Origin of the sequence: Alteromonas sp. DY56-G5 (genome assembly GCF_041414725.1) — a bacterium.
In the GTDB taxonomy this organism is placed as follows: domain Bacteria; phylum Pseudomonadota; class Gammaproteobacteria; order Enterobacterales; family Alteromonadaceae; genus Alteromonas; species Alteromonas macleodii.
This window is the reverse complement of the sequence record NZ_JANHZQ010000009.1, coordinates 20,493-34,633: the sequence shown is the minus strand read 5'-3', so window position 1 is coordinate 34,633 and position 14,141 is coordinate 20,493. Positions and strand designations below refer to the sequence as shown.

13 protein-coding genes, 1 pseudogene and 1 other annotated feature are annotated in these 14,141 nt (G+C 45.0%); of the genes and pseudogenes, 9 read left to right on the top strand and 5 right to left on the bottom strand.

The features are described 5' to 3' along the window. Positions 1-32: 32 nt before the first annotated feature. On the bottom strand, positions 33-251 hold the full coding sequence (locus tag NO989_RS06540; RefSeq protein ID WP_371342278.1) for a hypothetical protein: 219 nt from the start codon (positions 249-251) through the stop codon (positions 33-35). A gap of 112 nt (positions 252-363) precedes the next feature. On the opposite strand from NO989_RS06540, the gene NO989_RS06535 reads away from it, so the two are divergent. Beyond that, positions 364-1,137: a ParA family protein gene (locus tag NO989_RS06535; protein WP_061486114.1), complete on the top strand. Its 774-nt coding sequence runs from the start codon at positions 364-366 to the stop codon at positions 1,135-1,137. Positions 1,138-1,152: 15 nt separating this feature from the next. Here NO989_RS06535 and NO989_RS06530 read toward each other — a convergent pair whose 3' ends face one another. Further along, positions 1,153-1,392 carry a hypothetical protein gene (locus tag NO989_RS06530; RefSeq protein WP_014950026.1) on the bottom strand — a complete coding sequence of 80 codons (240 nt, stop codon included), beginning with the start codon at positions 1,390-1,392 and terminating at the stop codon, positions 1,153-1,155. Positions 1,393-1,622: 230 nt separating this feature from the next. Then, positions 1,623-1,741, top strand: a sequence feature (His leader region). 50 nt (positions 1,742-1,791) lie between these two features. Between NO989_RS06530 and hisG the strand changes: the two genes are divergently transcribed. Genes hisG through hisIE form a run of 8 tightly spaced genes read left to right on the top strand, consistent with a single transcriptional unit; the run spans position 1,792 to position 8,932 of the window. Beyond that, positions 1,792-2,694, top strand: coding sequence for an ATP phosphoribosyltransferase (hisG, locus tag NO989_RS06525; RefSeq protein ID WP_014950027.1), 903 nt, complete (start codon positions 1,792-1,794; stop codon positions 2,692-2,694). 13 nt (positions 2,695-2,707) lie between these two features. Beyond that, positions 2,708-4,012 (top strand): histidinol dehydrogenase, encoded by a 1,305-nt coding sequence (gene hisD / locus NO989_RS06520; protein ID WP_014950028.1) that lies wholly within the window; start codon positions 2,708-2,710, stop codon positions 4,010-4,012. Continuing rightward, positions 4,012-5,091, top strand: coding sequence for a histidinol-phosphate transaminase (gene hisC / locus NO989_RS06515; protein WP_014979738.1), 1,080 nt, complete (start codon positions 4,012-4,014; stop codon positions 5,089-5,091). Before hisD ends, hisC begins: the two co-directional genes overlap by 1 nt. Next, complete coding sequence (hisB, locus tag NO989_RS06510; protein WP_014979739.1) at positions 5,088-6,158, top strand: bifunctional histidinol-phosphatase/imidazoleglycerol-phosphate dehydratase HisB; 1,071 nt, start codon at positions 5,088-5,090, stop codon at positions 6,156-6,158. The genes hisC and hisB overlap by 4 nt, the downstream gene beginning before the upstream one ends. Further along, positions 6,158-6,787: an imidazole glycerol phosphate synthase subunit HisH gene (gene hisH / locus NO989_RS06505; RefSeq protein ID WP_371342277.1), complete on the top strand. Its 630-nt coding sequence runs from the start codon at positions 6,158-6,160 to the stop codon at positions 6,785-6,787. The genes hisB and hisH overlap by 1 nt, the downstream gene beginning before the upstream one ends. Next, positions 6,787-7,524: a 1-(5-phosphoribosyl)-5-[(5-phosphoribosylamino)methylideneamino]imidazole-4-carboxamide isomerase gene (gene hisA / locus NO989_RS06500; protein WP_371342276.1), complete on the top strand. Its 738-nt coding sequence runs from the start codon at positions 6,787-6,789 to the stop codon at positions 7,522-7,524. Before hisH ends, hisA begins: the two co-directional genes overlap by 1 nt. Beyond that, on the top strand, positions 7,506-8,318 hold the full coding sequence (hisF, locus tag NO989_RS06495) for an imidazole glycerol phosphate synthase subunit HisF (protein WP_014950033.1): 813 nt from the start codon (positions 7,506-7,508) through the stop codon (positions 8,316-8,318). The genes hisA and hisF overlap by 19 nt, the downstream gene beginning before the upstream one ends. Next, positions 8,315-8,932, top strand: coding sequence for a bifunctional phosphoribosyl-AMP cyclohydrolase/phosphoribosyl-ATP diphosphatase HisIE (gene hisIE / locus NO989_RS06490; RefSeq protein ID WP_371342275.1), 618 nt, complete (start codon positions 8,315-8,317; stop codon positions 8,930-8,932). The genes hisF and hisIE overlap by 4 nt, the downstream gene beginning before the upstream one ends. Before the next feature lie 157 nt (positions 8,933-9,089). Here hisIE and NO989_RS06485 read toward each other — a convergent pair. The 3 genes and pseudogenes from NO989_RS06485 to NO989_RS06475 form a co-directional block, all read right to left on the bottom strand. Then, a pseudogene (locus NO989_RS06485) lies at positions 9,090-9,833 on the bottom strand (alpha/beta hydrolase). 208 nt (positions 9,834-10,041) lie between these two features. Next, the gene (locus NO989_RS06480; protein WP_014950037.1) at positions 10,042-10,887 is read right to left on the bottom strand and encodes a formate/nitrite transporter family protein; all 846 of its coding nucleotides are present in this window, start codon (positions 10,885-10,887) and stop codon (positions 10,042-10,044) included. Between the two features lie 258 nt (positions 10,888-11,145). Continuing rightward, entirely contained in the window at positions 11,146-14,061 is a 2,916-nt protein-coding gene (locus tag NO989_RS06475; protein ID WP_371342274.1) for a M16 family metallopeptidase, read from the bottom strand. Positions 14,062-14,141: the final 80 nt, after the last annotated feature.

Here is a 14,141-nt window from a genome sequence, read left to right as displayed (position 1 = left end):
TTTCTTGCCTTGAGAATCATATCGCTCACATTTTACTGAGCACGGTTTTCCTCAATCTGCATCCACTGTGCTCTTGTACAATTCTCGAGAAGCTCAAATGCTTCAACAACCACATCTTCTCCTTGTATAAATGGATGTGCCTGATTATCTTTCCTATCCGTTAACGCCTTAAGCTTATCTCTTGTTCCGTCTCTTCCAGGGTGATTTGACAAAAATACATCAATATTTTGTTCTTTCACCAACGCTTTCATTGCATTGGCCGAGTTTGTATAAGACTTTATTTTGCATTAAACCATAAACAATATTTTGCATAAGCACTTTTAATTGGGCATATTTTAAACACAACTGACGAAGGGATTTCTTATGATAATCGTGGTGTTTAATCAAAAAGGCGGCGTAGGCAAATCGACCATTAGCACCAATTTAGCTGCGCAAAGCGCTAAGCTGGGTCATAAGACCTTATTGGTAGACTTAGACGCTCAGGGAAATAGTACTCACTACGTGGGATTTAACGCCAGAGAACAAAGCCTTACCGTGGCCGATATGTTCAAACAAGTAGTTGGCATTTTCAGAACAGCCAAGAAGCCTAACGCGTTCGTGCATGCAACGCCTTATGAAAACCTCTTCGTTATGCCTTCTTCTCCTGCGTTGGCGGAAGTCGAGCGAGAGCTCGAATCACGATACAAAATTTTTAAACTTAAAGACGCGTTAAAGGAGTTAAAAGACGAATTCGACAACATTTTTATCGACACGCCTCCTAATTTTAATTTTTATTCTAAAGCGGCACTTATTGCTGCTGATGGCTTTTGCGTCCCCTTTGATTGCGACGACTTCTCGGCACAGGCGATTGAGCGTTTACTTGAAAATGCAATGGAATTAAAAGAAGACCACAACCCTGAACTGCGTTTGTTGGGTATTGTTGTTAATCAATTCAATAGCCAAGCAAAGCTTCCAAGAGAGTTAATTGAGACACTTAAGCAGCAAGATTTGCCAGTGTTAGAAAGTTATATAAGTGCCACGGTAAAAGTGAAAGAGTCTCACTCTAAGCGAATGCCGCTGCCTTTCTACTTACCTAAGCACAAAGTGACGAATCAAATTGCGGCTTTATTTGAAGAACTCAATGCGAGCAAAACCTAACGCTAACAAGTTTCGCTAAACATCAATATCAATATGCTTAAGCCCACCCTCGCTGTTACCTCGCTCTTTATCTTTCGAGTTTTCAGCTGATTTTTCGATAATCTCAGTTCGCTTCACGTCTTGAAACTGATCGCGCTCTTCTTCACTGAAATGCTCGGACTTTTTGGTCTTTTGCACTTTCTTCACGCGGTCGTCCGTCTCAATCGGCACTTTTGTGTTGCGAGGCAAAATGGGAAACAGTAGATCGTTGCTCATACGCCCTCCAGAAGTTTGCATTTGTCTCTATAACTTATCGGCAACGAGTTGCCTAAAATTACGGTTCAAAACTAATTCATAACGAATTGTTTTATTATATACACATTAAATTAGAGTTAATGTGCCAAAAGAGTTCACTTTAACCTTGCAAATCCTAATTCAAAACGCTAATGTTTCAGCCGTTCGAAATTAGGAATTAAAATTTTCAAAATGATTAACTGCGCGACGAAACATCACCATCACCACAAAGCATAACCTTTCAGGTTCGTGCTGGAAGGTCTATGTATCCTTCCAGTGGCGCAGATAAAACAAATTCTCGACCCTCGGAAGGAAACTTCCGGGGGTTTTTCGTTTTAGGCGCAATCAAAAGTTAAAACACAACGTGTAAGGAACGTTTCAATGAGTAACAGCAAAAGACTTCGAATTGCCGTACAGAAATCAGGTCGATTGAGCGATGACAGCATTGCTCTACTGAAAGCTATAGGCATTAAACTCAATATTCGTGATCGCCTGCTGATTGCGCATTCTACGAACCAGCCTATTGATTTGCTTCGCGTGCGTGACGACGATATTCCAGGTCTTGTTATGGATGGTGTAGTAGACCTAGGCTTTATTGGCGAAAATGAGCTAGAAGAAAAAATGCTAGAGCGTAAAGCTGCGGGCAAGCCATTCGAATATGAAGTATTGCGTCGTCTAGACTACGGCGGCTGCCGCTTGTCTATTGCGGTACCTAATGAGATGGATTATCAAGGAATCCAGTCGCTAGAAGGCAAAAAAGTAGCAACAACTTACCCCTACCTACTTGAGCGCTACTTTAAAGAACAGGGCATAAATGCAAAGGCTGTAATGCTACAAGGTTCTGTGGAAGTGGCCCCACGAGCAGGTGTAGCTGACGCTATCTGTGACCTTGTATCTACCGGTGCAACCCTTGAAGCTAACGGTCTTGTTGAAAAAGACGTTATTTTCCGCAGTAAAGCGGTACTTATTAAGCGCGCTGATGGCGAGCTTAGCGACGAGAAAGAAACACTGGTTAACCGACTAATGCCACGTGTTGATGGCGTATTACTAGCAAAAGAAAGCAAGTACATCATGCTACACGCACCGAAAGCGTATTTAGAGCAGGTGAAAAGCCTACTTCCAGGTGCTGAAAATCCTACGGTTCTACCACTTGCTGGAAATGAAGAACAAGTTGCTATCCACGTTGTTTCTACAGAGACCTTGTTCTGGGAAACCATGGAGAAACTTAAAGCCCTTGGTTGTAGCTCTATTCTTGTAATGCCAATCGAAAAAATGATGGGCTAAAAGGCAGGCAATTATGATTACTTGGTCATCTCTTTCGGTAAATGAGAAAAAACAGGCGCTAGCCCGCCCGGCTATGGCCAATAGCCAACAGTTAAAGCAGACCGTGGGCGACATTATCGCCCGCGTTGAAAAAGAAGGCGATGAGGCAGTACTTGATTACACACGTAAATTTGACTGCCCAGACTTAACTAGCCTTGTACTTTCACAAGAAAACATTGATGCTCTTGCTGCGAAGGTAACGCCAGAGGTAGCAAGTGCTATCGATACTGCGTTCAACAACATAAAAATGTTTCACGAAGCGCAAATGCCTAGTGATATCGCGCTAACCACAACGCCTGGTGTTAAATGCGAGCTGCGCTTCACCGCCCTTGATGCAGTGGGTCTTTATATTCCAGGCGGCAGCGCGCCGCTTCCTTCTACCGTATTGATGCTAGGCGTACCTGCATTGGTGGCGGGCTGCGAAAATAAGCTACTTTGTACTCCACCAAACAAAGAACAGCTTATCGCGCCTGAAATTGCGTATGCGGCCAGAAAATGCGGCATCGACAAGATCTTCTTGTGTGGTGGTGCCCAAGCAATCGCCGCTATGGCCTTGGGAACAGACAGCGTTCCTCAAGTAGATAAGATTTTTGGCCCGGGTAACAGCTTTGTGACTGAAGCTAAACAGCAAGTAAGCCAACGTGCTGATGGTGCAGCTATTGATATGCCGGCCGGCCCATCAGAAGTGTTGGTACTTGCTGATGAGTTCGCAAACCCTGAGTTTGTAGCGGCCGACCTGCTTTCCCAAGCCGAGCACGGTCCAGACTCGCAGGCTATTTTGGTGTCTAACAGCGCTACACTTATTGAAGAAGCAAAAGCCGCGGTTGAACGTCAATTAGCAACCCTATCTCGCGCTGAGATTGCACGCCCTGCTATGGAAAATGCGCGTTATATTTTGGCTGATTCCATTGAGCAAGCCATTGAAGCAAGTAACGCCTACGCCGCTGAGCACTTAATTGTACAAATAGAGAATGCCCGTGATTATTTGCCAAAAATTAAATACGCAGGCTCTATATTCCTAGGCCCGTGGTCACCAGAATCTGCAGGTGATTACGCGTCGGGCACTAACCACGTACTGCCAACCTATGGCTATGCTAAGAATTACTCTAGCCTTGGATTATTAGACTTTATGCGTCGCTACACTATTCAAGAACTAAGCGCAGACGGCATGCGTAATTTAGGCCCTGCGATTATGGCACTGGCCGCTGCCGAGGGCTTAGATGCACACGAACAGGCCGTTGCACTTCGCATGCAGGCACTTAAGCAAGGAGACGCCTAATGTCGGCACTTATCGATAACCTAATTAACGAAAATTTAGTACCGCTAAAGCCGTATGAATCGGCTCGTCGCTTGTTTTCAGGTGGTCAAGACTGGCTTAATGCCAACGAGTCACCTTATGCCAACGAATACAGCGTAGATAGCAGCAACTTTAACCGCTATCCGTCATGTCAGCCCGAAGCGGTAGTGAGTGGCTACGCTGATTACGCAGGACTCGACAAATCGCAGCTTATTGTTACCCGCGGCGCAGATGAAGGCATTGAGTTACTTATTCGCACCTTCTGCACGCCGGGTAAAGACAGCATTCTGATATGCCCGCCTACCTACGGTATGTATGCAATCAGTGCAGAAACCTGTGATGTGGGCATTAAGAAAGTACCGCTTAACGACGACTTCAGTCTTAACGTGAATGCTGTATGCGCTGAAGATGACGTTAACGTGATTTTCATCTGTGCGCCAAATAATCCAACCGGTACGCCAGTTGCTCGTGAAGACATTAAAACCGTGCTCAATCACTTTGCCGATAAAGCACTGGTTGTTGTAGATGAAGCGTATATTGAGTTCGATGCCGACAATACGTGGGCAAATGAGATTAACAACTATCCAAACTTGGTGGTACTTCGTACGCTGTCTAAAGCGTTTGCACTGGCTGGGCTTCGCTGTGGTTTTACACTTGCTCAGGCACCCGTCATTCAAGCTCTGCTTAAAGTGATAGCGCCCTATCCCATTCCAGAGCCAGTAGCGCAGATTGCTGCACAAGCATTGTCGGCTGAATCGCTAACGTTACTTGAGCTTCAGGTGGCTACCATTAACCGGGAAAAAGAGGCCCTAGCCGAAGCGCTGGAATCTATCGAAGGCTTTGAATTAGTGGGTGATAGACGAGCAAACTTTATCTTATTCCGCTACGCAAAAGCGCAAGCCCTAATGCAGTACTTGGTAAGCCAAGGCATGCTTATTCGCGATCAATCAAAACAGCTTAATTTACAAAACTGTTTACGCGTAAGCATAGGCACTGAAGAGCAAAACCAGCGTTTAATGCAGCTAATTAACGAATTTAAAAATAATGAGGACGCGGCATGAGTCAGCAAGCCATTTTATTTATTGACCGCGACGGTACACTCGTAGAAGAGCCGCCAGTAGATAAGCAATTAGATAGTTTAGAGAAGCTGGTATTCGAGCCAAACGTTATTCCTGTGCTACTTAAACTAAAAGCAGCTGGTTATAAACTCGTGATGGTAAGTAACCAAGACGGCTTGGGTACAGACAGTTTCCCACAAGAAGACTTCGACAAGCCACACAATGCCATGATGGCCATTTTCGAAAGCCAGGGCGTGGTATTCGATGACGTGCTTATTTGCCCGCACTTCGATGCTGATAACTGCACATGCCGCAAACCAAAGCTTGGCTTAGTACAAGAATACCTACAGCAAGGCAAAGTGGATTTCACCCGCTCGTTTGTGATTGGTGACAGAATTACCGATGTACAGCTTGCTGAAAACATGGGTATTCGCAGCTTTCAGTACAACCGCGAGAGCTTAAACTGGAATGATATTCAGAAAAGCTTGCTTGCATCTTCACGTATAGCAGAAGTGGTACGTACCACCTCTGAAACCGACATTCGCGTTCGCGTAGATTTAGACTCGCAAGCTAAGTCGACAATTCAAACCGGCATGGGCTTTTTTGACCACATGCTTGACCAAATTGCGACCCACGGTGGCTTCGAGCTAAACCTAACTACTAATGGTGATTTGCACATTGACGATCACCACAGTGTAGAAGACACCGCGCTTGCCCTTGGTGAAGCGCTTAAAAAGGCACTAGGCGACAAACGCGGTATTGGCCGTTTTGGTTTTGCGTTGCCAATGGATGAGTGTCGTGCGGAATGTATCATGGATATTTCTAACCGCCCTCACCTTAAATTTGAGGCTGAATTTAGCCGCGACCAGGTAGGTGAAATGGCTACTGAAATGGTGCCGCATTTCTTCTACTCGCTTGCACAAAGCATGGGGCTATCGTTACACCTATCCACCAGCGAAGGTAATGCTCACCACCAGGTAGAGAGCTTGTTTAAAGTATTTGGCCGTGCCCTACGTCAAGCCATTACCCGTCAAGGCGATGCACTACCAAGCAGTAAAGGAGCCCTGTAATGTCAGTGGTAAATACCAGCCAGCGACAAAAAATAGTCATAGTAAATACAGGCTGCGCGAACATTTCATCAGTACGCTTTGCCCTTGAGCGCTTAGGCGTTGAAGTGGACGTATCTGACGATGTAAACGTGATAAAAAACGCTGATAAAGTGTTTTTACCCGGCGTAGGAACAGCGGCAGCAGCGATGGCAAGCATTAAGCAAAAAGCGCTAGTGGAAACCCTGCAGTCGCTTACCCAACCTGTGCTAGGCGTATGTTTAGGCATGCAACTTATGGTTGAAACCAGCGCTGAAGGTGGTTTTCAAGGTACAGGCAACATCGACTGTTTAAACCTAATGCCAGGTCATGTGGCTCGCATGGAATCAAAAGGCGTGCGCTTACCTCATATGGGTTGGAACACAGTCTCTCATAAAGAAGAAAGTTTATTTAAGGGCATCCCACAAGATACCTACTTTTACTTTGTGCACAGTTTTGCCGTTCCTGAGTACGAGCACACGCTTGCAAGCTGCACTTATGGTAATACGTTTTCAGCAGCTATAAATAAAGACAACTTTTACGGGGTGCAATTTCACCCAGAGCGTTCTGGCGAGGCCGGAGCACAATTACTGACTAACTTTGTGAACCTATAATGATTATTCCAGCGATTGATCTTATTGACGGACGCGTAGTACGCCTTTATCAAGGCGACTACGAGCAGAAAACCCAATACGAACTGGACCCAGTAGACGTGGTTCACGACTATGCCGACCAAGGTGCAACCTGGCTGCACATTGTTGACCTAACAGGCGCTAAAGACACCAGTAAACGTCAGCTTTCACTAATTAAGTCTATGGTCGATACCAAGCGCATGAAGTTTCAAGCCGGCGGCGGTATTCGTAGTGAAGAAGAAGTAGCGCAATTACTAGAAACGGGCGTAAGCCGCGTAGTGATTGGTTCTTTGGCGGTAAAACAACCCGAGCTTGTGAAGTCTTGGGTAGAAAAATACGGCCCAGAGCACATTGTGTTAGCGCTTGATATCAATATTAGCGACACCGGTGAAAAGCTGATTGCTACCCACGGCTGGCAAGAGAATTCTGGCGTAGCCCTTGAAGGCTTACTTGAAGACTTCGCTACAGTGGGCGCAAAGCATGTGCTGTGTACCGACATCAGTCGAGACGGCACACTACAAGGCGCAAATACCGAACTGTATCAAGAAATGGCGGTCCGCTTCCCACATGTTAGCTGGCAAGCGTCTGGCGGCATTGGCAGTATTGCTGATATTGAAGCGCTAAAACCTACAAATGTTGGCGGCGTTATTTTAGGCCGCGCGTTGCTTGAAGGTAAGTTCACGGTGAAGGAGGCTATCGCATGCTGGCAAAACGCATAATACCGTGCCTAGACGTACGCGACGGCAAAGTTGTTAAGGGCGTTCAATTTAGAAACCACGAAATCATCGGCGATATTGTACCTCTTGCCGAGCAATATGCGAAAGCAGGTGCCGACGAGTTAGTATTTTACGATATTACCGCAAGTTCTGATGCTCGCGTGGTAGATAAAAGCTGGGTAAGCCGTATTGCACAGGTTATTGATATCCCATTTTGTGTAGCTGGCGGCATTAAAAGCATTGAAGACGCTGGGCGCATTTTGGAAATGGGGGCGGATAAGATTTCGATTAACTCCCCTGCCCTTAATAACCCAGATCTAATTAACCAGCTACACGACGTATACGGTCAACAGTGCGTCGTGATTGGTATCGACAGCTTTTATAACGAAGCAACCGACCAATACGAAGTGTACAAATTCACTGGTGATGAAGCGCGTACTCAAAAAAGCCAATGGCAGACCATCGATTGGATTAAAGAAGTTCAGTCGCGCGGTGCGGGTGAAATTGTTCTGAACTGCATGAACCAAGACGGCGTGCGCAAAGGCTACGATGTGAAGCAGCTGAAAGCCGTGCGCGATGTCTGTGAAGTGCCGCTAATTGCGTCGGGTGGTGCAGGTGAAATTGCCCACTTTACGGATGTGTTTCAACAGGCTGACGTAGATGGCGCGCTTGCAGCATCAGTATTTCACAAGGGCATCATCAATATTGATGAGTTGAAAGCAGAGTTGACCAGCAATGGCGTTGCCATGCGTAAGCGTCACGGATTAACGGCGCAAGCAGAAGGAGTAAACCCGTGATCATTACTAACGAAAACAGCAATAAACTGTCTTGGGACAAAATGGACAACCTACTACCCGCCATTGTGCAAGACGCACTGTCTGGCAAGGTATTAATGCAGGGCTACATGGACCAAGACGCATTGGCGAAAACCCTTGAAACGGGCAAAGTGACATTCTTCAGCCGTTCAAAACAGCGTCTTTGGACCAAGGGTGAAACATCTGGTAACACGCTAGATTTAGTGAGCGTTGCTTGTGACTGCGACCAAGATTCACTGTTGGTACTTGCCAACCCTAACGGCCCGACATGCCACACTGGTGTTGAAAGCTGTTGGTTTGAGGGCAACACTCCAGCCTTTACGTTTCTTGCAGATTTAGAGCGTGTATTGGCTGCCCGTAAAGACGCTGACCCTAAAAGTAGCTATACCGCTAGCCTCTACAACAAAGGCATTAAGCGCATAGCGCAGAAGGTGGGCGAAGAAGGTGTAGAAACCGCATTGGCGGCTACTGTGCACGACAAAGAAGAGCTTAAAAACGAAGCCGCTGACTTGTTGTACCACTTAACGGTACTGCTTCAGGCGAGCGATATGTCGCTAAACGATGCACTTGATGTGTTGCGTGAGCGCCACAAGTAATCCGCTGTAAAACTCGTTTATTATTTAAAATGCCCTTCTCGTTTTCTACTCGAAGGGTATTTTTGTATCGCAGAGCTTTGCACTTTATTGAAATTAACACTGCTTAGCCTGTTTAAAAACTGAATAAAAAAATAATCCATCAGTTAAGGAAACGAGACTAGCGCGGCGTTCCCAATATCCAATCTATTCCATGGATAGCAACGGTGGGAAATACGGTCGCATGCGACGCGCCGCCGATAACATGCAATTGTAGTGTTATGTTTTGATCTGCCTTAGCGTTGATTTTACTTGCCAATGCTTTGCTCCCCGCAACCATATCTTGACCCTCGCCAAACTCAGGCGTTTCAAAGCTTCCCACACCAATGTAAACACGCGTGGGCGATTGAGTTTCAGCCATTTCTAAGGTTAGTAAGTAATCGTCATTAAACCACACTGAAGGGCTAACAAGCACATAGTTAGAAAAGGTTTCAGGGGATTGCATGAGCACGTAGCCGCCAAATAGCCCGCCTAATGAATGCCCAATAAAAGTCCGTCGATTGGCGTCTACTCGATATGTAGACTCAATAAATGTTAATACATCTCATCTAATAAATGACAGATACTCAGCAGCAAGACCGGTTTCCAGTTTCCAACTATCGGCTATGGCAGGAGTGTAGTCCCTTACTCTACTCTCTACGCCTTTTGATTCTAGGGAATAAGACAACCCTACTATGACCGCTTCTTCCATTTGGCCTACGTTTACTGGCATTCGCATAGAGCCTACAATAATAGGAAAACTGTAAGGCGCATCTGTTGTGTATATTACGGGGTAATCCTTGGAAGGAGATGCGTTATAGCTTTTTGGCAACTGTACAAATAACGTATATTTACGTGCAGTTTCCGTATCTTCTATTGTCACCATTTTGCTTCTAGGTAACGAAACAGACGCTTCAGAAATGATAGGTTTAATGATTGATTCAGCAAAAGCACATGAAAATGCACTTCCGACAAGAATTATTGCTGTTAGAAAGCGAAGCACCGTAACCCCTTAGTGGCTTAAACGGCATGTTATAACGCAGCTAATTTCAATTAACCACTGTTTGCACACCAAGGGTCACTTTTTGACTTCTCTATTTCTCGATTTCCCTTACCACTTGGCCATAAGCCAGCAGCGCGAACAGTCCCGTTCCGCCCACAATATTTCCTAGTAATGTTGCACCAATGAGTGAGAGTGTTTCAAGAACGCTTATTTTATTTTGCAGTGCTAACAAGAAAAGTTCTGTTGAACCGGCTATCACGTGCGTAAAATTTCCTATAGCAATTAAATAAGTAAAAATAACTATCATCAATATTTGAGAATGCTTAACCGATGGCTTCATCCATACAATAGCGGCAATGATAAACCCTGACGTAATGCCGTATGAGAAAGCGTCTGATGGTGATAGCTTGGCATAATGTTCAGAAATAGCGGTCATCCCTTCAACCAGCTCTGGTGGAACAGATTGCAGCGAAAAGCTGAAAAACGCAGCCAAAAAGGTGCCGAACATATTGGCGGTGAAAACGATGAACCACAGGCGCGCAATGCAAAAGCCCATATTGAACGAAGGTTTACTCAACAAAGGAAGAATGACCGAAAGCGTATTTTCGGTAAACAATTGAAGTCGACCAACAATCACCAGCACGAAACCAACCGTATAGCCCAAGTTTTCGATAACAAACTGATTGGGAGAGTTTGCAAAGAGGTGATGCAGAATTCCTTCAGCAAGAATTGAAATCGAGATGCCAATGCCTGCCGCCACACCAGACCACCACAATGACATCATAGGACGCTGAAGTTCTTCTAACCCTTCCCTGTGGACAATGGCATACAAAGAAACAGAATTTAAGCTCTGATTATCTCGTACATCTTTTTCTTCAGTATGACTAAGGGCAACGTCTTGCTCTTGGCGCCCAGACTCCTTTATTTTTTCCGTCACTCATGTCTCCTGCAACTCTTTGCTTAACTAGGACGTTTGCCTCAATTACATAGTATTTGGTCTACGACACAGTTATTTAACAGGCACTAACAGACCACCCTATTCGGTTACGTTGATTAAGCACGTTTTTGGTCACAATAATTTTGCCTATTTCAGATATAGCACTCATTTTAATAAAAAAGCCCGCGTGAACGCTGTTCACACGGGCTTTGATCTTATTAACGGCCGTTATAATGCTCGCAAAACGTAAAACATGAACTAAGGGTTCAACAAGGTTGGTTGCCCTAACCCAAGCGCTTTTAAACGTTCAAACTGGGTATCTTTGTCCCCAACTATCAAATAAATCATTCTATCAGGATGTACATATTTACCGTAAAGGCGCTTTATCTCACCCACGGTTAACGCTTTTACCTCAGCTTCTTGCTGTAAAACGTAATCATTGGGCAAGCCAAAATCGCTGATTTCGCTAACCATACTCAGTTTAGCGCCTAACGTTTCAAACGCCCTAGCGCCAGATTTGAGAGTAAATCCTTTCGTAACGTCTAAATCTTCATCTGAATAGTTTGTGCCAAACGCTGCTAATATATCCATGATAGCTTGCGTTGCTTCTAAGGTAACGTTCGACCTTACGGCGCTTCGTATGGTGAATTCACCCGTATATTGATCGCTAGAGAACGACGAACGAATGCCATAGGTGTAGCCTTTGTTTTCACGTAGTTCCTGCATAAGCTGTGAGGCGAAACCGCCCCCGCCTAAACGATAATTCATCACACTGACTTTATAAGCATCATCATGAGTAACATTCGGGGCGGAATGGCCGAAATAAAGCACTGACTGTTTAGCCCCAGGAACGTCATAGAAAAAGAGTTGGGCGCTTTCTGGCAGCTTGGGCTCTGGTACCTTCGCAAAAGTAACATCTTTTGGTAACCATCGCGCATTAAGTGGCGCTAGGCTTTTTACAACGTCCTGTTGTTTGATGTCTCCCACAACATGGAACTTTGCCAATGACGGTGTGAAGTATTTCTCGTAATACTTTTTAACATCTTCGAGCGTTGTGTCATCTACAGTTTGCTTATCACCAAGAACCGTTTGAGCAAACGGATGCGCCTTTCCGTAAAGCAGTGTTTTAAACTCAACCGATGCAATGGCATTAGGGTTCGCTTTTATTTGTTCAATCTGGTTGATTGTATCGTCTTTAGCTAATTCAAACTCTTGTTCATCAAAGCGAGGAGAAAGTATCACTTCAGTGACAAGCTGCATTAAGTCACTGTAGTGCTTAGACAATACCGTTCCGCTAATAGTAATGTCAGTTTCAGAAGCACTGGCCTCCAGAGAAGCGCCTAAAAGCTCAATTTCCTGTTCCAGCTGCTCGGGTGTTTTTTCCGCCGTACCTTTAAGCAAGGTTGCGGCAAGTAAATTGGCGGTTCCTGTTTTACCTTCTGAGTCTAGAAGCATGCCACCATCTAGCTTTAACTCAAACGCGACCAATGGCACTTCGTCATTAGCAATACCCGTTATTTTGATGCCAGACGACAGTGTATTTTGCCAAACCTTAGGTGGTGTAATTTCTATTGATTCACCATAAGCAGGCTCTTTCGTGCGATTAAACGATGACGGAGTACGTTCGTATTCAGCCGCAACTGACGCATCAAAGCTCTCTTCCGCACCCGCGACAATTTGCTCCTCCACTACATTAGCTTCAGTAGAGCCGCTTAACACCAACTCTTGCTGTCCCTTAGGTACAAAGCTAGTGGCGACAAACGGTTTATCCTTGATATAGGTGCTATAAACACGCATTACATCTTGTTGTGAAACGCCCAGAATTTTCTGAACATCTTGGCTGATAAATTCAGCCCCGCCCGCAAAGATTTCGTATTGCGCCAATTGAAAACCTTTACCTAAGACGCTTGAAAGTCCTTGATAAAATTCTGTTTCTTGACCTGCTTTTATGCGCGCCAAATCCTTGGAAGAAATCCCGGCTTTCTCAAAGCGGGCGAACGCTTCGTTAACTCCATCTGCAACAGTGTTTAAGTTCACGCCATTAAATGCCATAACCTGCAGCTGTAGCTGTCCAGCGATCTCAGCATCATAGCCATAAAGATAAACATCACTGGTGAGCTTCTTCTCGTCAACAAGCACCTTGTTCAGCGGAGCATTTTTGCCTTGGCTTAAATACTGAGAAAGTACTTGAAGTGGATAATAGTCATCGTGATATTCAGGTACGGTTGGCCACACCATAGTTAAAAGTGGCGCTTGTGCAAAATTATCTATATGGAATCGTTTTTTAGTCTCATTGAGCTTCGCAGGTTGAGGCGGTAATTTATTGATTTGCTCTCCCGCAGGAATTTCATCGAAATACTTTTTAACCCACGCTTTAGTTTGATTTACGTCAATATCACCCGCGATGGTAAGCACCACATTATTAGGTACATACCATTTTTTGAAAAACTCTTTCACGTCAGCAAGCGTTGCGTTTTGCAGATCATCTAACGACCCAATCACTTGCCAACTATAAGGATGCCCTTCAGGGTAAAGGTTTTTATCAATCACATATTGATTGTGACCATAAGGACGATTATCCACACTCTGGCGCTTTTCGTTTTTCACCACCTGCTTTTCTTTGGCGAGCACAGGGTCTGTTACGGTATTAATGAAAAATCCCAACTTATCGGCTTCAGCCCAGATCATTTTTTCTAAAGCATCAATGGGTACAGTTTGGAAGTAATTGGTACTATCACGACTCGTCGAGCCATTTGCACCTGAGCCGCCAATTTTCGCACTGAGTTTATCAAGACCGCCTTTTCCCAAGTTCTCTGATTCGAGAAAAAGTAAGTGTTCAAACAAGTGCGCAAAGCCTGTTCGCCCTTCTTTTTCTCTGGCTGAACCCACATGCGCAGTGAGGGCGACTGCAGCAACGGGATCAGACCTGTCAACGTGCAGTACAACGGTAAGCCCGTTATCCAGAGTAAAACGCTCGTAGTCCACGTTGAACAGTGACGTATTTAGGGAAGCAGTACTATTATCTGCATTAGTGGTTGTTTCGCTGGTTATATCGGAAGCAGTTCGTACATTTTGTGGATCATTGGTGTTATGCGTACACCCTGTCGAAACTGCACTTAATGTTATTACAGCAATTGCAGTGTACATTCTTGTTCGTTTGAATGTTTCAAGCATTATGTATGTTCTTTGCGAGTCAAAAATGTAACAAGTACCACAAGTGCACCACCAGTGCCATGACATTCCTTTTTCAGACA